The 18,064-nt window shown below is 62.5% G+C and carries 18 protein-coding genes and 1 pseudogene; 10 read left to right on the top strand and 9 right to left on the bottom strand.

Annotation, left to right across the window (positions count from 1 at the left end):
- The first annotated feature begins 49 nt into the window (after nucleotides 1–49).
- Complete coding sequence (locus EOA78_RS12865; protein ID WP_127315446.1) at nucleotides 50–1,921, top strand: tetratricopeptide repeat protein; 1,872 nt, start codon at nucleotides 50–52, stop codon at nucleotides 1,919–1,921.
- A 169-nt stretch (nucleotides 1,922–2,090) separates the two neighbouring features.
- On the opposite strand, the gene EOA78_RS12860 is transcribed toward EOA78_RS12865, so the two are convergent.
- The 3 genes and pseudogenes from EOA78_RS12860 to EOA78_RS12850 all read right to left on the bottom strand — a co-directional run bounded on the left by EOA78_RS12860 (nucleotide 2,091) and on the right by EOA78_RS12850 (nucleotide 5,204).
- Entirely contained in the window at nucleotides 2,091–3,383 is a 1,293-nt protein-coding gene (locus EOA78_RS12860) for an NAD(P)/FAD-dependent oxidoreductase (protein ID WP_127315498.1), read from the bottom strand.
- 419 nt (nucleotides 3,384–3,802) lie between these two features.
- A pseudogene (locus tag EOA78_RS12855) lies at nucleotides 3,803–4,224 on the bottom strand (RidA family protein).
- A 131-nt stretch (nucleotides 4,225–4,355) separates the two neighbouring features.
- On the bottom strand, nucleotides 4,356–5,204 hold the full coding sequence (locus EOA78_RS12850) for an SDR family oxidoreductase (protein WP_127315445.1): 849 nt from the start codon (nucleotides 5,202–5,204) through the stop codon (nucleotides 4,356–4,358).
- A 97-nt stretch (nucleotides 5,205–5,301) separates the two neighbouring features.
- On the opposite strand from EOA78_RS12850, the gene EOA78_RS12845 reads away from it, so the two are divergent.
- Both EOA78_RS12845 and EOA78_RS12840 read left to right on the top strand, forming a co-directional pair.
- Nucleotides 5,302–6,261, top strand: a complete 960-nt coding sequence (locus EOA78_RS12845) for a LysR family transcriptional regulator (protein WP_127315444.1) — start codon at nucleotides 5,302–5,304, stop codon at nucleotides 6,259–6,261.
- Between the two features lie 118 nt (nucleotides 6,262–6,379).
- The gene (locus EOA78_RS12840) at nucleotides 6,380–6,910 is read left to right on the top strand and encodes a dihydrofolate reductase family protein (protein ID WP_127315443.1); all 531 of its coding nucleotides are present in this window, start codon (nucleotides 6,380–6,382) and stop codon (nucleotides 6,908–6,910) included.
- On the opposite strand, the gene EOA78_RS12835 is transcribed toward EOA78_RS12840, so the two are convergent.
- Together EOA78_RS12835 and EOA78_RS12830 are read right to left on the bottom strand one after the other, a co-directional pair.
- A complete protein-coding gene (locus tag EOA78_RS12835) occupies nucleotides 6,885–7,841 on the bottom strand; it encodes an alpha/beta hydrolase (RefSeq protein WP_127315442.1) in 957 nt (318 codons plus the stop codon). The genes EOA78_RS12840 and EOA78_RS12835 overlap by 26 nt on opposite strands.
- Before the next feature lie 187 nt (nucleotides 7,842–8,028).
- Nucleotides 8,029–8,274, bottom strand: coding sequence for a DUF1127 domain-containing protein (locus EOA78_RS12830; RefSeq protein WP_127315441.1), 246 nt, complete (start codon nucleotides 8,272–8,274; stop codon nucleotides 8,029–8,031).
- A gap of 135 nt (nucleotides 8,275–8,409) precedes the next feature.
- Between EOA78_RS12830 and EOA78_RS12825 the strand changes: the two genes are divergently transcribed.
- Entirely contained in the window at nucleotides 8,410–9,918 is a 1,509-nt protein-coding gene (locus EOA78_RS12825) for a winged helix-turn-helix domain-containing tetratricopeptide repeat protein (RefSeq protein WP_127315440.1), read from the top strand.
- A 105-nt stretch (nucleotides 9,919–10,023) separates the two neighbouring features.
- On the opposite strand, the gene EOA78_RS12820 is transcribed toward EOA78_RS12825, so the two are convergent.
- Nucleotides 10,024–10,416: a GFA family protein gene (locus tag EOA78_RS12820; protein WP_127315439.1), complete on the bottom strand. Its 393-nt coding sequence runs from the start codon at nucleotides 10,414–10,416 to the stop codon at nucleotides 10,024–10,026.
- Nucleotides 10,417–10,622: 206 nt separating this feature from the next.
- Between EOA78_RS12820 and EOA78_RS12815 the strand changes: the two genes are divergently transcribed.
- Both EOA78_RS12815 and EOA78_RS12810 read left to right on the top strand, forming a co-directional pair.
- Entirely contained in the window at nucleotides 10,623–11,222 is a 600-nt protein-coding gene (locus EOA78_RS12815) for a helix-turn-helix domain-containing protein (protein WP_127315438.1), read from the top strand.
- On the top strand, nucleotides 11,222–12,019 hold the full coding sequence (locus EOA78_RS12810; RefSeq protein ID WP_127315437.1) for an SRPBCC domain-containing protein: 798 nt from the start codon (nucleotides 11,222–11,224) through the stop codon (nucleotides 12,017–12,019). The genes EOA78_RS12815 and EOA78_RS12810 overlap by 1 nt, the downstream gene beginning before the upstream one ends.
- A 90-nt stretch (nucleotides 12,020–12,109) precedes the next feature.
- Here the strand turns inward: EOA78_RS12810 and EOA78_RS12805 are convergent, their stop codons facing one another.
- A complete protein-coding gene (locus tag EOA78_RS12805) occupies nucleotides 12,110–13,084 on the bottom strand; it encodes a LysR family transcriptional regulator (protein ID WP_127315436.1) in 975 nt (324 codons plus the stop codon).
- A 103-nt stretch (nucleotides 13,085–13,187) separates the two neighbouring features.
- On the opposite strand from EOA78_RS12805, the gene EOA78_RS12800 reads away from it, so the two are divergent.
- Nucleotides 13,188–13,457, top strand: a complete 270-nt coding sequence (locus EOA78_RS12800) for a hypothetical protein (protein WP_127315435.1) — start codon at nucleotides 13,188–13,190, stop codon at nucleotides 13,455–13,457.
- 223 nt (nucleotides 13,458–13,680) lie between these two features.
- Nucleotides 13,681–14,094 (top strand): DUF4440 domain-containing protein, encoded by a 414-nt coding sequence (locus tag EOA78_RS12795; RefSeq protein WP_245477485.1) that lies wholly within the window; start codon nucleotides 13,681–13,683, stop codon nucleotides 14,092–14,094.
- 72 nt (nucleotides 14,095–14,166) lie between these two features.
- Here EOA78_RS12795 and EOA78_RS12790 read toward each other — a convergent pair whose 3' ends face one another.
- Nucleotides 14,167–14,835: a metalloregulator ArsR/SmtB family transcription factor gene (locus tag EOA78_RS12790; protein WP_127315433.1), complete on the bottom strand. Its 669-nt coding sequence runs from the start codon at nucleotides 14,833–14,835 to the stop codon at nucleotides 14,167–14,169.
- 37 nt (nucleotides 14,836–14,872) lie between these two features.
- Here EOA78_RS12790 and EOA78_RS36430 point away from each other — a divergent pair, with 37 nt between their 5' ends.
- Together EOA78_RS36430 and EOA78_RS12780 are read left to right on the top strand one after the other, a co-directional pair.
- The gene (locus EOA78_RS36430) at nucleotides 14,873–15,100 is read left to right on the top strand and encodes a hypothetical protein (protein WP_206533436.1); all 228 of its coding nucleotides are present in this window, start codon (nucleotides 14,873–14,875) and stop codon (nucleotides 15,098–15,100) included.
- Between the two features lie 3 nt (nucleotides 15,101–15,103).
- Nucleotides 15,104–16,354, top strand: a complete 1,251-nt coding sequence (locus EOA78_RS12780) for an MFS transporter (RefSeq protein WP_127315432.1) — start codon at nucleotides 15,104–15,106, stop codon at nucleotides 16,352–16,354.
- A 149-nt stretch (nucleotides 16,355–16,503) separates the two neighbouring features.
- Here EOA78_RS12780 and secF read toward each other — a convergent pair.
- Nucleotides 16,504–18,064 (bottom strand): protein translocase subunit SecF (gene secF / locus EOA78_RS12775; protein ID WP_127315431.1); only part of this gene is annotated, 1,561 nt, incomplete at its 5' end.

Genomic DNA, 18,064 nt, shown 5'->3' with positions numbered 1-18,064 from the left:
TGTCAGTGGTAACAGTCCGTGCATGGCCCGCCGCTCAGGAATAATGCTGATGGAACGCAAGCTCGCGGCAATCATGGCCGCCGATATCGTCGGCTACAGCCTGCTGATGGCTGAAAACGAGGCTTCCACCTACGCGAAGCTGCGCGCTGTTTTTGATGAGCTCATTGATCCGACCATTGCCAGCCATGGCGGGCGCATCGTCAAGACCACGGGAGACGGCTTTCTCGCCATGTTTCCCAGCGTCAACGAAGCGGTTGATGCGGCGCTGGCCATACAGGAAGGCTTCGACAAGGGCCCGTTCGAGCTGCGCATCGGCATCAATCTTGGCGATGTCATCGAAGATGACGGCGACGTATACGGCGACGGCGTCAATGTGGCCGCCCGTCTTGAGGCCATGTGCGATCCGGGGCAGATATTCGTCAGCGGCGCTGTGGTGATGGCGGCCGACCGCAACAGCGCGGACAGGTTTGTCCGCATCGGCCGCAGGCGGGCCAAGAACATTCCCGAACTTCTCAACGTCTATCGCGTAAGGCGCGCGGGCTCTCAGTGGTCGCCATGGCGGCGGGTGCCGCAGGTGCTGCGCAGCACCGCCGCCCGCTGGTCTTATGGCGTGGCCGCCATAGCCCTCATCCTTATCGGCACCCAGATCCAGCCGCTCTCCCTGGCAGCCATGGTCAGCCGCATCCCGGCCGCCTTGTCGATGGACCAGAGCCGAGCCGACCCCAGGCCGTCAGTGGCGGTCATGCCTTTTGCCGCGATGAGCGGCAGCGGCGAGCAATCGTATTTCGCGGACGGACTGACCGAGGATGTGACGACAGCCCTTGCCCGCAATTCAGAGCTGCAGGTAATCGCGCGCGATTCCACCTACGCCGTGCGCAGGCAGGATACGGACGTGCGCAAGCTCGGGGCGAGGCTCGGCGTTGATTATGTGGTTGAAGGCAGCGCCCGCCGTGAAGGCGACCAGCTTCGCGTGTCGGCGCAGCTGATCGATGTAAAGACAGGCGCGCATCTGTGGTCGCGCAGTTTTGACCGACAGGTCGCCGACGTGTTCACCGTCCAGAGCGAGCTGACCACCGAAATCGTCGCGCAGATCGCGCCCTATATCGGCAGGAGCGAGGCGGCCGCAGCGGCGGAGCGCCCGACCGACAATCTGCAGGCCTATGACCTCGTGCTGCAGGCCCGCAACCGCTACCGGCACGGCGCCAATGACCCGCAGGACATTCTGGAAGCGCGGGGCCTCTACCAGCGCGCCGTTGAAATGGACCCGTCCTATGCGGCCGCCCGCGCTGGCCTCGCGCTGACCTATATCGCCAGCGTGGCGCAGAGCGGTGACGGCCGGGCAAACGCCCCGGAGCTCCATCTTGGGCTTAGCGAAGCCCGGCAGGCGGTCAGTCTCGATCCCAATCTTGGCCTTGGCTATCAGGTCATCAGCTTCGGGCTTGCCATCCAGGGCGACTATTCAGGCGGCTTGCAGGCCGCACGGCGCGCTGTGGAGCTCAATCCTAACGATCCCGACAGCATGATGGCGCTTGCAAAGGCGCAGGTTCGCTTCGGGGAATATGATGACGCCGTCGCCAAAGCAGAGCGGGCCCGCCGCCTTCATCCTATGGCGCCCGAGTACTATGCCTATGTGCACGGGCAGGCGCTTTACGCCGCTGACCGCCGCGATGAGGCTTCCGCCGTCATAGAGGAATGCCTGATCCGGGCGCCGCGCGATGCAAACTGCCTTCTGATTCAGGCCGCTTTGCAGGGCGGGGGCGGAGAGGTCGAGGCAGCCCAGCAGACGATGGCAAAGCTGATCGAGGCGCATCCGGAATTCTCGCTGGAAGCAGAGCGCGCCTACCGCCGGTTCGGTGACAGGCCGCTGATGGAAGAGTTCCTGCAGGACCTGGCAAAGGCCAAGGCTCCTGAAACCGCCTGAAAGTTTTTACGGAGCGACTTCAATCACATAATGGTGCCCAGTTTCACTCTTCGGGCGCGCCATTTTCCGCCATTCCAGAACAAAACCGGGCACAGCCAGATGTCCGCTATCAACCCCCTTAGCGGCGATTCATGTTAATAGCTTGAATCTCGCGAGGGATGGAATCCGTCTAACGGATGATTATTCGCTGAGATTCGGCATCACTGAGTCGGGACGTCAGATGCAGGTTGTCTAAACGACGTTGGATATCTTCGACCAGCAGGGCTGCCTCCTCCGCGATTGCCAAGATTGTGCCCGACCGCCGCGAGATCGAAAAAGGCAGGCCGGCAAAATACACGCCAGGGACGCTAGCGAACCCCTTCTCGTGCAAGGGCTGGCCTTGTGCATCGAGCACATCGGGAACGCACACCCACCCGAAATCCCCTCTGAACCCGGTGCACCAGATCACCGTTGTGATCCCCCGCGCGGCAAGATCAATTGACCGGACGGGTGGATTCGGCAGAAGCGCGCCTATCACCTCCGCCGGGTCCGGCTCAGCCTCGGGGGCATCGATCCCGTTGCGCGCGATAAACTCGTCGATCTGGCTTCGAACTCTGGCGGAGCCCTCGTCTCCAAGGCGAACATGCTCTTCTGCATCGTCGCTGAACGAGAGACGGCCGTCGTCGACGCCCGTGAGCCGACCCAGCAAGACAACGCCTTGCGCACTGAGGGACTGCAGGCTGATCGTATGGAGCGCTCCTGTCAGCGGCCTTCCAGGAATAGGCCCCTGTTGGAGCAATTCCCTGCGCGTCACATCTATCAGCCCGCTGAGAACCATCCAGACCGAGATGTGACGACCTCGATACATTCGGGGCAGCCGGCCGACTCGGCTCGTTGCAAGAAACACGGTTCGCCCCGCCTGGACCAAGTCCTCGGCGATTTGGCCGCCCGACTGGGCGCTTCCGACCACCAACACGGCTCCACTGTCGAGACCAGATGCGTTACGGTAGGCCGATGCATCTATCTGTTGGACTTCGGGCGGCAACAAAGCAGAGAAAGGCGGGCGCGCCGGGCAATTCTGGTTACTGCTGGCGATCACCACATTCCTCGCCCACAGGGCGCCGCGCGGAACGGCCAGCCGGTACAGGTCATCGCTCGCAACAAGGTCGGTCACCGGCGTACCGGTCTCCACCGGGAGGCCATACCGGTCGGCATAGTCCTCCAACAGCGCGACAAACTCGCCGCTTGTCATCGCACCGTCGGGATCGGGGCCGTCATAGGTATCCCCAGGCATGACCGTCTGGATGTTGGGCGTGTTTACCCGAAAGGAGTCCCAGCGCTGGGTCCGCCAAGTCTCACCGATACGACCCCGCTCCAACACTCGATGACGCAAGCCACGCTGCGTCAGCGCATGACTGACACCTAGTCCCGCCCAACCGGCACCGATGACGACGGCATCAAGAATGTCCGTTCCGCTCGTCATCACGCTCCCCTCTGATGTCACACTATTGTACGTTGTGAAATCAGTAAATGGTCGGTTTTCCAGCACGGCGTTGATCTCACGCATGACAAGCGTTTAAAGTCCCCGAAACGACATAGCGGTGCCCAGGTTCATCCTTTCCGGCGGGCCAATTTTGTCGTTTCCACGACGCCAACACCGAAATTGCCGCCCATTTGCCGCTGGAGCTACGTCCGCGCGCGGAGCGCGAAATAGCCAAGAGGTGAGAAAGCGTAGTAACGGCGGTGATCGGAATCGTTTGCGGCCGAATGACGCATTTTGGCCCAAGGCAAAGCTCGCATGTTCATCGTTGGATGGACATCGCGAGCCCGTGCTGGGGCGCGCCGCGCTGCCGTTTCCGTCGTCGGGTGCTAATCGCCAATACAGAACTGCAGGGCGAGCGATCAGCGCTTGTCCGCCGGATGACTGCTGGTCGTCGAAGGGATGCGGGCGATGACCTTGATCTCGAACTCGAAGCCGGCAAGCCAATTGACGCCCACTGCCGTCCAGTTCGGGTAGGGAGGTGCGCCGATCTCTTCCGCTCTGACGGCCAGAACTGTCTCGATCTGTTCGTCCGGGTTGGTGTGGAAGGTGGTGACGTCGACAACGTCATCGAAGCTGCACCCGGCGGCGGCCAAGACCGCGCGCAGATTGGCGAAGGCCCGCCGAACCTGATCCTCGAATACCGGCTCGGGCGAGCCGTCCTCACGGCTCCCGACCTGACCCGACACAAAGAGAAGATCGCCGGAGCGAATGGCCGCGGAATATCGATGAAATCGTATAACGCGTGGCGTTTGGCCGGATAGATGGCGTCACGTGCAGGCATTTCGTGTTCCTTCCTTGCCTTGATAACGGGAGCGGGCCGGCAGCGGGCCGGAGCCGGGGGAATCTATCGGGATCAACGGGCGGAACTGCACGACGGTGCCGTGCAGCTGTGGATTGGCGGGACAGGGTGGGTCATAGCCGCGCCAGCTCCTCGTCGGTGAAATCCGCCGCGACGGCGACGTCCTTCTGCCGGTCGAGCTCCTCGATGCGCCCGCCGAGAGCCTTGCGGATGCCGGCATAGGCGTCGGCACCGAGCACCAGCCGCTTCGGAAGCGGGCCATCCTGATCGGCAAGCGTGATCATTGCGTCCGTCATGCGCTCGGGGTTGCCCTTGATCACCCAAGAGCCACGGAGCGCCCCGCGGATCTGACCGGCGGGTGTTCCCTCATAGGCCGCGAGCGGCTTGGTCCGCGCGAGATTGCCGCCGAACCCGGTCCGCGCCGGCCCAGGTTCCACAAGGGTGAACTCGACGCCGAAGGGAGCAGCCTCCTGCGCCACGGACTCGACGAACCCCTCGATACCCCACTTGGTCGCGTGATAGAGGCTGAAAGCCGGATAAGCGATCTGGCCTCCCTCGCTCGATACCTGTAGAATCCGGCCGCCCCCCTGGCTGCGCAGATGCGGCAACGCCGCCCGGATGAGTGCGATCGAGCCGATGAGATTGGTGTCGATGATGTCCCGAACCTGCACATCGCCAGCCTCTTCCGCCGCGCCGAGCAGGCCATAGCCAGCATTGCTGACGACGATGTCGATCCGACCGGATGCGGCGAAGGCGCGGTCGACCGCGGCGCGGACCGAGCTCTGGTCCCTGAGGTCCATTGCGACGATGCGGAGCCGTTCTGGGTAGCCTGCACGCAGTTCGGAAAGTGCGTCCTCGCTGCGGCTGGCGCCGACGACGCGGTCTCCCCTGATCAGGGCCTTCTCCGCCAGCAGCCGGCCTAGACCGGACGACACACCCGTTATGAGCCAGGTCTTTGCCATTTCTCATCTCTCCAATTGATCTCGGCAGGAGATAGGGCAATCGCATTGCGGGCATTAGCCGTTGAAATCGGCATGAGATGATGCAAAATCCCCATCAATGCCCCGCCCGTCGCTCAACGATCTCACCGCCTTCGTGGCCGTTGCCACACACCGCAGCTTCCGCCGCGCAGCGGACGAGATCGGGACGGCACCTTCCACATTGAGCCATGCGATGCGTGCGCTCGAGGAACGCATGGGCGTGCGCCTTCTGAACCGCACCACACGCAGCGTCTCCCCGACAGAAGCCGGGTTCCGGTTGCTCGATCGCCTTCAGCCGGCGCTCGCCTCGCTGGACGAGGCGCTCGACAGCGTCGCGGGGTTCCGGGGCAATGTCGCGGGCACGGTCCGCATCAACGCACCGCGATTGGTGGCCGGGCTTCTCGTTCGCTGGGTTCTTCCGCAGATGGCGGAGCGCCACCCGGACGTGACCGTGGACATCGTCGTCGAGGGGCGGCTCATCGATATCGTGTCCAGCGGGTTCGATGCCGGCGTGCGCCTCCTCGCATCGGTCCCCAAGGACATGATCGCCGTGCCGTTTGCACGCCCGTTGACGTTCATCTGTGTCGCCTCGCCCGGCTATCTCGATCGCTTCGGTGATCCGGGAACGCCCGAGGAATTGCAACGCCACCATTGCATCGGCCATCGTATGCCCAGCGGCAAATTCTATCGATGGGAGTTCGAACGCGCCGGCCAGGAACTCGTGATCGCCGCTAACGGCTCCATCGTCCTCGATGACGAGGAACTAATGGTCGAAGCAGCAATAAAGGGTCTGGGCATCGCCTATGTGGCGGATTGGGCCGCCGAAGGGGCCATATCCGATGGCCGGCTACGTAGGGTCCTGACCGCATGGATGCCCGCTCCGGAAGGGGTCGCGGTCTACTATCCCGGAAACCGAACCGTGCCGCCGGCACTGCGGGCTTTTCTCGATGTCGTGAAGGACTTGCGAAAGAAAGAACCTCAACTGGATCAAAGAAGCAGCGATCCACGCAATCGTAGTGCAGAAGGAGGTCCGGCATGATTTCACGCTTCTGCCGATCGGCCATCAGTCGATGTAGCTTACAACCGATTGCATAATGCAATTCGCATATTGCAATCAGAACCGCGCGCATGTGCCGCGTAAGGAAAAGGAGGTGGATATGGCTAAGCTCGTGTTCGGAATGAATCAGTCCCTGGACGGCTACGTCGACCATATGGCGTTTGCGCCAAGCCGCACGCTCTTCCGCCACTTCATTGAGGAGGCTCAGGGGCAGGCGGGCAGTGTGTACGGTCGCCAAATGTATGAGATCATGCGTTACTGGGACGACGATCATCCTGAATGGGATGCAGACCGACACGCCTTCGCGGCGGCGTGGCGGAACCAGCCGAAATGGGTCGTCTCGCGCTCGTTGAAGTCGGTTGGCCCCAACGCCACGCTTGTCGAGGAGGATCTCGAGGGCGCGATCCGCGAGCTGAAGGCCGAGCGCGACGGGGAGATAGAAGTTGCTGGCCCGGACTTGGCGCAAAGCCTCACCGAACTCGGCTTGATCGATGAGTATCGAATCTACCTGCACCCCGTCGTGCTTGGTCGCGGCAAGCCATATTTCGCCGGACCCCGGCCGCCGCTCCGCCTTATGACTAATGACCGGATTGGCGAGGATGTGATCAGGTTGACCTACGTCCCTGCTTAATCTCGCGACTCGCCGGATGGAAATCGCCGCTGAAGTCTGGTTTGGGCCAAAAGCGACGGGAATTGCGTGACTCTTTTCTGTTTCGCTTGATGAAGTCCATCATGAGGGAGAGTGCTGGTTCGGCATGCGTCTCGAGCAGGAAATGCCCGCCGTCGAAAATATGAGCCTCCATACGTGGCAGATCCTGCATCCAGGACAGCGTTTCGGCGATATCGAAATAGGGCTCGTGACGGCCCCACAGCATGAGCGCCGGCGGTTGCCATTTTTCTAGATAGAAGGCGATCGCATCGAAACGCGCGGCGTGGTTCTTATAATCGGCGATGAGCGCGCGGTGGGTCTCCATGCGGCCGGGAAGATTCATCACCCTCCAGTCCTCGACCCAGGGTTCGCCTTTGATCGTGGCGGCGACCTCCTCCGGCAGACCGCCCGTATATTGCTCGCGCGTGAATTCAAAGGTCAGGTCGGGGGTTGCGGCCGCTTCGTTCTCTTTTGTCGGTTCTGACCAGAACTTCAATGCGGCGTCCCACAGGGGCCCGAAGCCGGTACGATGGGCGTTTGCGTTCTGGATGATGAGACCCGAAACCAGCTCGGGGGCTTGCATGGCGATCTGCAGGCCCACAGCGGTGCCCCAGTCATGCACGTAGATGAAGCGACGCCCGATCACGAGGTGGGCCAGCAATTCGGAAATTGCCTCGCTGATCGCAGCGAAGGAGGGTGTCGGCGGAACGTCGGACTGGCCATGGCCCGGGAGGTCGGGCGCGATCACATAGGCGACGCGCGCCAAGCCCGGGATTACATCGCGAAATGTTCGCGATGAGCTCGGGAAGCCGTGCAGGAGGAGCAAAGCGGGGTTGGATGGATCGCCCGCAGTGACGTAAGCAAGCTCCGTTCCACCGGAAAGACGCATTCGGCGTTGAGCAGGCAGGCTCATGGCAAGGTTCCGTTTTGCTGTCTGGAACTGGAGTTCAACTCAAACGAGCGGCGCCAGTTCCCGATGTTGCCGAAGGGGCGTCGGCCGGTCTTCCGCGCGGCGACCGGCCTGGGCGAGTACTGTTCTGAGATGCTTTTGGCGCAGCAAGGACGAGGATGACGGTGTCGCGACCTTGCGGCGACGAGGATTATCGCCGCCAGAAGGGCTTGGCGATTTCTGCCTCGACCTGCCGTCTCGTCAGACCGATATCGTCGATCAAATGAGGATTGTCCTTCGACATTTGCTCAAGTTCCCAGCGAAAGCGCTTTCGCTCGTCCCAGGCCGCGACAATGCTTCGCAGGGTCGTCAGGTGCCCACGCGGCATTTCCGCTGGCTCCACGGGCGTTTCCGGCCGCGCTGCCTGATGCCGGGCCGATGCAAGAGTATCGTTCATAGCAACCTCCATTTGTTTGAAGGTCCGGGGACCCTCGACCTGAAAGAGGCTGAATTCTGCAGGATACGAACAGCGTCGTAATTAAGCTCTCCCAAATAGTTCTCAAAACTTCCAAACGGGCTATAGATACGCCGCATGCAGGGATCGCGCTTTGCCTTTGGTCCGTTCGTGCTTGATTCCGGTGCGGGAACGCTGCTTCGCAACGATGTTCCTGTTGCCGTTGGCTACCGTGGGCTAAATCTGCTTGCGGCGCTCGTTGGACGGCCCGGCGAAATCCTGGCCAAGGCCGAGTTGATGGACGCGGCGTGGCCGGGCACGGCCGTGGAGGAAGGCAATCTCACCGTCCAGATCGCGCAGCTGCGCAAGCTGCTTGGTCCGGCCGCCGACGGCGGCGAATGGATCGCCACGGTTCCGCGCGTCGGCTACCGCTTCACGGGGGCCGTCGAACAGCTCGATGGCGCGAAGCGAAAATCTTTGCCGCTGCCAGGCAAGCCATCGATAGCCGTGCTGCCGTTCGTCAATGTCAGCAACGATCCCGAGCAGGAATCCTTCGCGGATGGGTTGACCGAAGACCTGATTACCGACCTGTCCAGGATTTCCGGACTGTTCGTCATCGCACGCAATTCGGCCTTTGCCTACAAACGAAAGCCGATGGACGTGCGCGAGATCGCTGAGGACCTTGGCGTGCGCTATCTGCTGGAGGGGAGCGCAAGACGCGCTGCAGGGCGCGTGCGCGTCAACGCCCAGCTGGTCGACGCGGTGAGTGGCGACCATCTATGGGCGGAACGCTTCGATCGCAGCCTGGAAGACATCTTTGCCGTTCAGGACGAGGTCACCGCCAAGATCGTGGAGGCGTTGCTCGGCAGGCTGCGCGCACCGCCGCCGCGCAATCGGCCCAAAAGTCTCGAGGCTTACGATCTCTGCGTGCGGGCGCGCAAGCTGATGGATGATTCGCCGCAGACGGCGCGCGAAGCGCATCTGATGCTCACCCGCGCGGTTTCGCTCGATCCGGAATATGCCGAGGCCTATCGCTGGCTTGCCATGAACCACTGGATGGGATGGGTGCATTCCGGCGGACCAACCGAAACGTCCCGTAGCGTTGCTTTGGAACTGGCGCGCAAAGCCGTGGCGATCGACCCCAACGATGCCGGCTGCCGCTGGGTTTTGGCTTACCTGCTTGCCTATGAGCGCAGCTTCGCTGAGGCGGACGCGGAATTCGCCAAGGCGATCGAGCTCGACCCGAACGAGGCCGACGCCTGGGCGGCATTATCCGACATCGCGGTCCTGGCCGGACGGGTCGAGGAGGGCCTTGACCACATTCGCAAGGCATTCCGGCTGAACCCGTTTCCGGCAAGTTGGTACTATCTGGCGCTCGGCCAGGCGCAATATGCGGCCGGCGCATACGAAGCCGCTGTCGAGACACTGCGCAGGGACGAGACTTATCGGACGAGCTCTCGCCGTTTCCTGGCGGCAAGCCTTGCCCAATTGGGCCGGCTCGACGAGGCGCGCGCAGAGGTCGAACTGTTCCTCGTTGGCAACCCGCATTTCACAACCCGCCACTGGGCCACGACGGAGCCATTCCGCGACGCTGCGACGCTCGAGCATTTCGTTGATGGCTTCCGCAAGGCCGGTCTTCCGGATTGACGCGCCGGCGTGACCGAAGGCGCTGCCCTCGAGCAGCTGGTTCGAGATGTCGACCAAAGCATACATCTTTGTCTCGTAACGGCGCCTTCGCAGCGTTCGTGCGACCTATTCCTCAAAGCGACTCGTGGCGTTACGATCACGCTCGTATCGTCTCGTGAGCGGAAACGGCGGCAACCAGGACTCGCGACGGATGGTCCAGCTTTCGTAGGTTGGCATCAGTTGGTCAGGGGCATCCAGGGATCCCAGGTTCACTTCGATTTCGTCCGCGGTGCGACCGAAGATTGTCGAGCCGCAGCGGGGACAGAAAAACCGCCCGGCGTAGTCGCGCGTCTCACCTTCGACCGTCACCGCATCCTGGGGGAACACCGCGGAAGCGTGGAAAAGGGCCCCATGATGCTTGCGGCAGTCGAGACAATGACAAATGCCGACCCTGTATGGGAGTCCCGACGCCACTATTCGGACGTTGCCGCACAGGCAACCGCCAGTGAATCGGTCCATGCTGCATCTCCTCCAAAATCAAGCGGTCGGAATGGCTACAACGAGCGGCACTGTCATTGCAATTACCTCGCTGCGGGCGGGGACGCGTCGACTTCCGTAGCCGGCTCTCTTGCCGCCCTCTTATTTGGAACGAAGCGGTGCTTTCGCTCTTGACAAATATACTCGTCAAGGGCATTGACAGGAAAGCTTGTCAATGTGAGGGCTGCATGCTCGATATTGAGGTCATAGATCGGCCGAGCGCGGCCGCCGCCGCGTTGGAGCCGGTTCGGAGTCAGCTCCTCTCAGAACTGCGGGAGCCCGCCTCGGCCGCCGCCCTCGCCACACGCCTCGGCCTCAAGCGGCAGAAAATCAATTACCACCTGCATGCTCTGGAAGAGCACGGGCTTGTCCAAGTTGCAGACACGCGCAAGTGGGGTGGCCTGACGGAGCGGCTCATGGTGGCGAGCGCCACAAGCTATGTCGTCTCGACGAGCGCGCTGGGTCCGGTCGGCGCCGATCCGGACCGCACCGCCGACCGCCTGTCGGCAAGCTACCTCATCGCGCTCGGCGCTCGGCTGGTGCGGGAGATCGGGGCCCTCCAGCGCGCTGCCACCGATGCCGGCAAGCGCCTGGCGACGTTGGCGATCGACACCGAAATCCGCTTCCGCTCCGCCGCCGACCGCGCCTCGTTCACGCGTGAACTGGCTCAGGCCATCACCACGCTGGCGGCACGCTATCACGACGAAACCGCGCCGCAGGGACGGTCCCATCGCCTTGTCGTGACGGCGCATCCTTCACCAGCCAATCCGCAAGGAAAGGACGCTTAATGCCAGTAAAAAAAGATTCTGCCGGCAATCGCTCGGTCGAGGCGCATGTGGATGTCCCCGGTACACCGGAGGACGTCTGGAACGCGATCGCAACGGGACCTGGAATATCTCAATGGTTCGTGCCGAGCGAACTCGAAGGCCGCATCGGAGGAACCACCGTTTCGCATTTCGCTGCCGATGGAAGCATGGATTCGGTCGCCACCATCACGGCTTGGGAGCCGCCCAAGCGGTTTGTCGCAGAAGCACCGGGTCAGTCGGGAACGGTAGCGACGGAATGGACCGTCGAGGCGAAGTCCGGCGGGCTTTGCACCGTTCGCGTTGTCCATCGGTGGTTCGCGACTTCTGACGATTGGGATGATCAGTTCGAAGGCCACAGCTACGGATGGATCGCCTTCTTCCGCCTGCTCCGCCTCTACCTCACGCACTTTCCCGGGCAGCACGGCTCGGCTTTTCAGCTCTTGGTCCCGTCCTCTGAACCTTTAGCCGATGCATGGCGAAAGCTGGTTGAACCCTTGGGCCTGGCGAATGCGACTGAACAACGGCGCGTGGCTTCGGACACGCAGGCATTCGAGGGTGTCGTCGAACGAACAGGGCCGCAGGACCATCCCGAGCTGGTGGTCCGGCTGGACCAGCCCGCGCCGGGCTTCGCGCACCTCTTCGCCTTGCCGATGGGCGGGATGACATACCTGTCCGTGCGGTTTTTCCTCTTTGGCGACGATGCAGCGAGCATTGCAAAACGGGAGGAGCCAAGGTGGCGAACCTGGCTTGGAAAACATTTCCCGACTCCCGGCGAGTAGCGCTTCAGCGGAAACGCAGTTGTCAGTTTCAACGCTGCGCGCCATTAATCTACCTACAGCACGCCCGCCATGGCAGCCGAAGGTTTCCGGCTACGCCTGCCGTCTTCGCGTGGGCAGGCCGCCGTGGTGCTTCTGCGCAGTATGCTCCACTCCTGCAAGCAGATCGAAGAGCCATGCCACACCCGCATCCATCATCGCGACCTTGGGAGCGACGGCGTTGAGCCGGAAGCCGGGTAACGGCAACGGGGCATCGAGGCTCAGGACGCCGAAACGCGCAGCATGCATGGTAACGAACCGCCGCGGCAGGGCCGAAACGAGATCGGTCTCGGCGATGACCGCAAGCGCGACCATGAAGTTGGGAACAGTCAACGCAATCCGTCGCGCCCGGCCTTGCTTGGCCAGCTGTTCATCCACGAAGCCATAAGGATCGCCACTGTGCGAGACGACCAGATGCTGCATGTCGCAGTATCGCTCCAGGGTCGGATCACGCGCGAACGGATGTCCAAGGCGCATGGCAATTACAAAGTCTTCTTCGTAGATGCAGCGCTTTTCGAAGCGAGGCGGGATGTCATCGGACGGGATGATCGCGATATCGATGGCGTGCGCCTCGAGATCGACAATCGCGCTTTGCCAGACGCGGGCCGGAGAGGGCAGGATCTGACGCACGCCGACGTCGATGCGTGGCGCAATCCGGCTGAGTTCGGCGAGAAGCGGGCGGAGGATCACGGCTGAGACACCGTCCGGTGCGCCGATTGCGAACCGGCGCATGGCTGTAGCGGGGTCGAAGGGTGCGGCAGTCGCCATGACGCTGCGCACGCGCGCCAGAATATCGGCGATCGGCGCGGCGAGTTCCGTCGCACGCGCCGTCGGCACCACGCCCTTGGGTGTTCTTAGGAAGAGGGGATCATTGAGGAGCCGGCGCAACCGGCCGAGCCCGTGACTGACGGCCGATGCAGTCAGATTAAGCCGGTCCGCCGCCCGGCCCACGTGCCCCTCTTCGAGCACGGCCTCGAAGAGGACGAGGAGATTGAGATCGGCGCGTGAAAGATCAATTACGTTCAGCATATTACTGAAATCATATCATTGGCTTCATCAAGATCAAACATGCAATTTTACCGGCTGAGCGGTGCATCGCTCGGACGAACGGAGCCTTGAGCGGGAAACAGCCATGTCGGTGATGATGATTTCCGAGGTCGGCGGACAGTCGCCGCAAGGGTATGATGGTATGCTCGCCCTCGTGGGCGACGCTTCGAGGCAGGTGCCGGGCTTCATCATGCACATGTCGCACCCGGTGGCAGCCGGCTGGCGGATCGTCGAGGTGTGGAACTCGGAGGAAGAGGCGCCCCGCTTCTTCGCTGCTCATATCGCGCGGAATCTGCCGGACGGCATCCGCCCGAAGCTGTCCTTCCAGCCGCTGCACAGTCTTTTGAAGCCCTGACGGAAAATGCCGGCGGTGAAAGATGTGAGATTGCATCGGCTCGACCGATGCCAGGGGCTGCGCCTGCGGATCGGTACAAACATAGGAGAAATTTCTCATGCCAGTTTCACGACGTTCAGCACTCGCTGCAGCGGGCGCCGGTCTCGCGTCGCTTGGGATCACGAAAGCTACAAGCGACTCTGCCGTTGCCCATCAGGTCTCCATCCCTGACGAGGAAATTGCCATGCTCATCAGGCAGACGGCCAAAGCCAACGCGGCGCTGATGCGCGGCGACATCGCCCGATACCGTGCGTTGATTGCGCTCACCGATGACTTCACGCTTATGTCGCCTTTCGGCGGAAAGCCGACACGCGGCGTGGAGATGACGAGCGAACACTGGGAGGCAATGGGGCGTTTCTTCAAGAACGGCACGCTGGAACAAGAGCTGGTCCAAGCCTATGCCGCGGCCGACATGGTGGTCCTCGCGGTGATCGAGCGCGGCCGCGGCGAAGTCGGCGGTCTGCCGGCCCAGGACTGGCCGCTGCGCGTCACTTTGGTCTATCGCCGCGAAGGATCCGAATGGCGGCTCGCGCACCGGCACGCTGACCCGCTCGCCCGGGGTATCAGCCTGGAGCAGGCGGCCGCGCTGGCCCGCTGACCCGCCGCTGAGGGTCCACGCCAGACCAACGTTGCAATCTCCCAACGCTATGGCAGCTTCGCGCGTTCTGTTTCAGGCTGCCGTTTCGACCGGCAGGCCGGCGGCCTTCCATTCGGGATAGCCGTCCTCGAGCCGACGGACGAGGTAGTCCCGCTCCCGCAAGGCGGCGACCGCTTCGAACGACAGAACGCAATAAGGGCCGCGGCAATAGGCGATCACTTCCCGATCCGCCGATAGCTCGCCCAAGCGACGCTCCAGCTCGGCCAGCGGGATGTTGAGGGCGCCTGGAAGATGTCCGACCGCAAACTCGTCCTCTGGCCGCACGTCGAGAACCGTGACCATGCCGTCATGCAGCCTCGAGACGAGGTCGTCTCGCGACACCGGTTCCATCGCATCGCGAGCCCAGAAATAGTCGACCATGACGCGGCCGATTTCGGCCACGTTTCGCTCGCCGACCCGGCCGAGCGCCTTGATCAGCGCCACCACCTCGGCATCGCCAGCAAGACTATAGAGCACGTGCTTGCCGCGGCGCTCCGTCTCGACGAGGCGCGCCCGCCGCAGGATCTGCAGGTGGCGCGACGTGTTGGCGAAACTGAGATGGGCTCGCGCGGAGAGGTCCTCGACGCTGCGTACCCCTTGCGCCAGATGCTCCAGCAGCTCGAGCCGATGCGGATGGCCGAGCGCCTGAGCCACTTCGGCAAGGCCTGCGTAGATCGCCTGTTTCGGTCCGGTGCTTGACACGGCTTCTCCTCAGTGGAACATTCAGCGGAATGATTGAATGTTTCTAGCCCTTCGTAGCGAGGCGCGCAAGACCATGATCCTTCGCCAATTCCTCCACGGCGATCCAGTCGGCGTCTCCTATCCGTTCGGTTGCCACAACGAGGCCCTCCTGATCGAGGACGAAGCCGCGTTCATCCGCTTCATGCTCGCCGAGATTCCGCCGGTACCGCCCGAGGCCGCGGCACTTCGGGACGCCAATTCCGGCTTGGCTGCGGCGGCGGCCTGACCCATGGAGAAAGCGGCATCGGTTCCAGGCAAGACGGGTTCATCCGTCAGGCTCGGCCTCAGGGAGAACTGGCCGCAATTCGCGCTGCTCGTCGTGATCAATGCCTTTGTCGGCGGCATGGTCGGGATAGAACGGACGGTGGTGCCGCTGATCGGGTCGGAGGAGTTCCACGTCACATCGACGACGCTCATCGTCTCCTTCATCGTCAGCTTCGGCGTCGTCAAGGCCCTCGCCAATCTGGTCTCGGGCCAGCTTGCCGACGCGTGGGGCCGCAAGCGCGTACTCGTTTTGGGATGGCTGGTCGGCCTGCCGGTGCCGTTCATGATCATCTGGGCGCCGACCTGGGAATGGGTGATTGCGGCCAACGCATTGCTCGGCATCAACCAGGGGCTCGCCTGGTCGATGACCGTGATCATGAAAGTCGATCTCGTCGGGCCGAAATCGCGCGGCCTTGCCGTCGGCCTCAACGAGTTCGCCGGCTATCTCGCCGTCGGGGTGACGGCGTTGCTGACCGGCTATCTCGCCGCGCAATACGGACTTCGGCCAGTGCCGATCTATCTCGGCATCGGCTATGCGGGCGTCGGTGCCGCACTGTCGATCCTGCTCGTGCGCGACACGCGCGACCATGTTCGGCTGGAGGCTTCATCCCACGCGCAGCAGGCCGCGCCGATCAGCTTCCGGCAGGTCTTCTCGCTCACTTCCTTCGGGGATCGCAACCTGTTCGCCGCCTCCCAGGCCGGCCTGGTCAACAATCTCAACGACGGCATGAGCTGGGGCATCTTCCCATTGTTCTTCGCTTCCTTCGGCCTCGGCGTCGAGCGCATCGGCATCCTCAAGGCGATCTATCCCGCGACATGGGGTGTCCTGCAGATCGTCACGGGTCCCTTGAGCGATCGCTGGGGGCGCAAAGGCCTGATCGTAGCCGGCATGTGGGTTCAGGCCGCCGGTCTGTTTCTCACCGCGGCGACGCGCCAGTTCGAGTGGTGGATCGTCGGCAGCCTTCTGCTCGGCCTCGGCACAGCGATGGTCTACCCGAGCTTGATCGCAGCCGTCTCCGATGCCTCGCATCCGACCTGGCGCGCCCGCTCGCTCAGCGTCTACCGGTTCTGGCGGGATCTCGGCTACGCGATCGGTGCGCTCTCCGCCGGCCTCATCGCCGACAGCTTCGGGCTGTCATGGGCGATCACATCGATCGCCGCGCTGACGTTTCTCTCAGGGGTAGTCGTCGCTGTCGTGATGCGAGAGACGGTCTAGAGCAATTCCAGGAAAAGTGTGAACGGTTTTCCGTCCGGAATTGCGCAAAACAAGGAGATAGAGCGGTTCGGCGTTTCTGTGAAACGATGAACCGCTCTAGCCGGATCAAAGTGCTGCAGCGAGCCAAAAAAATGGCGTCGATCGTTGGTTCAAAAGGCCTGGTGCGCCGGCGGCTCTTTCGCCGCGGCGGCTTCCTCTGGACTGAGAGCGCCCGGCCGGAGCTTGAACAGGATCAGGAGCGGCCCGGCGACGAAGATGGAGGAATAGGTCCCGACGAGGATGCCGAAGATCATCGCGACCGTGAAGGACTGGATGACCTCGCCGCCCCAGATCGAAAGCGCCGCCAGCGCAAACAACGTGGTCACGCCGGTCATGACCGTTCGCGCCAGCGTCTGGTTCATCGACAGGTCGAGCAGCTCGGCAATCGGCATCCTTTTGTAGCGGCGCAGATTCTCACGAACCCGATCATAGACAACAACTGTATCGTTGATGGAATAGCCGACAATGGTCAGGATCGCGGCTATAGAGGTCAAATTGAACTCTATGCCCGCGACGACGTAGAAGCCGACCATCAGGATCACGTCGTGCAACGTCGAAATGATGGCGCCGAGCCCGAACTGCCACTCGAACCTGATCCAGATGTAGACGAGCATCGCCAGCAGCGAGGCGAGCACGCCCATTGTGCCGTTGAACGCGAGTTCGGAGGACACCGTCGGACCGACAACCTCGATGCGGCGGAACTCGTAGTCGGTTTCGAGCGCGCTTCTCACTTTCGCAACCGCGGACTGTTCGGCAATATCACCGCCTCCCTGGGTGCCGATGCGGATCAGCACATCCCGGGTCGACCCGAACTCCTGCACCTGCACGTCACCCAGTTCGAGACCCGTCAGCCGCTCACGGATATCGCCGATGTCGGCCTGTTGGCCCTTCGCCTGTACCTCGATGCTCGAACCGCCGCGGAAATCGATGCCGTAGTTCATGCCGACCGTGAAGAACAGCGCAGCCGAAGCGATCGACAATAGCAAGGATAATGTGAAAGCGTACTTTCGGAACGCCATGAACGGCACACGCGTGTCGTCCGGCACTAGGCGCACCACACCATTGGGCATCGCTTTCGGCCGCTGTCGGCGAAGCCAGAATGCGACCAGCCAGCGCGTCAGCGTGAACGCCGTGAACACAGTGGTGACAATACCGATGGCGAGGGTGACGGCAAACCCCTTGATCGGTCCTGAGCCGAGGAAGAACAGGATGACGGCGGCAATCAGCGTCGTTACATTGGCGTCGACGACGGTCGCCAGCGCCTGTCTGAACCCGGAATCCATCGACTGCACGATCGAGCGCCCCTGGCGGTTCTCTTCGCGGACGCGCTCGAAGATGATGACGTTGGAATCGACCGCCATGCCCATCGTCAGCACGATGCCGGCGATGCCAGGCAGCGTCAGCGTCGCGCCGAGAACGGACAGGACGGCGATGATCAATGCGACGTTGGCCAGGAGCGCGATGTTCGCGATCAGTCCCAGTCGCCCATAGGCGAACAGCATGAAGCCGACGACCAGGAACCCGGCGATGATTGACGCGAACTGGCCCGCCTCGATCGAATCGCTACCGAGGCTCGGACCGACAGTGCGTTCCTCGACGATGGTGAGGTCGGCAGGCAGTGCGCCGGCGCGCAGCAGGACCGCAAGATCGTTCGCGCTCTCCACCGTGAAA

The sequence above is a fragment of the Mesorhizobium sp. M5C.F.Cr.IN.023.01.1.1 genome (assembly GCF_003997585.1).
GTDB lineage: Bacteria > Pseudomonadota > Alphaproteobacteria > Rhizobiales > Rhizobiaceae > Mesorhizobium > Mesorhizobium wenxiniae.
The sequence above is the reverse complement of the archived record's forward strand: the minus strand, read 5'-3'. Positions and strand labels throughout refer to the sequence as shown.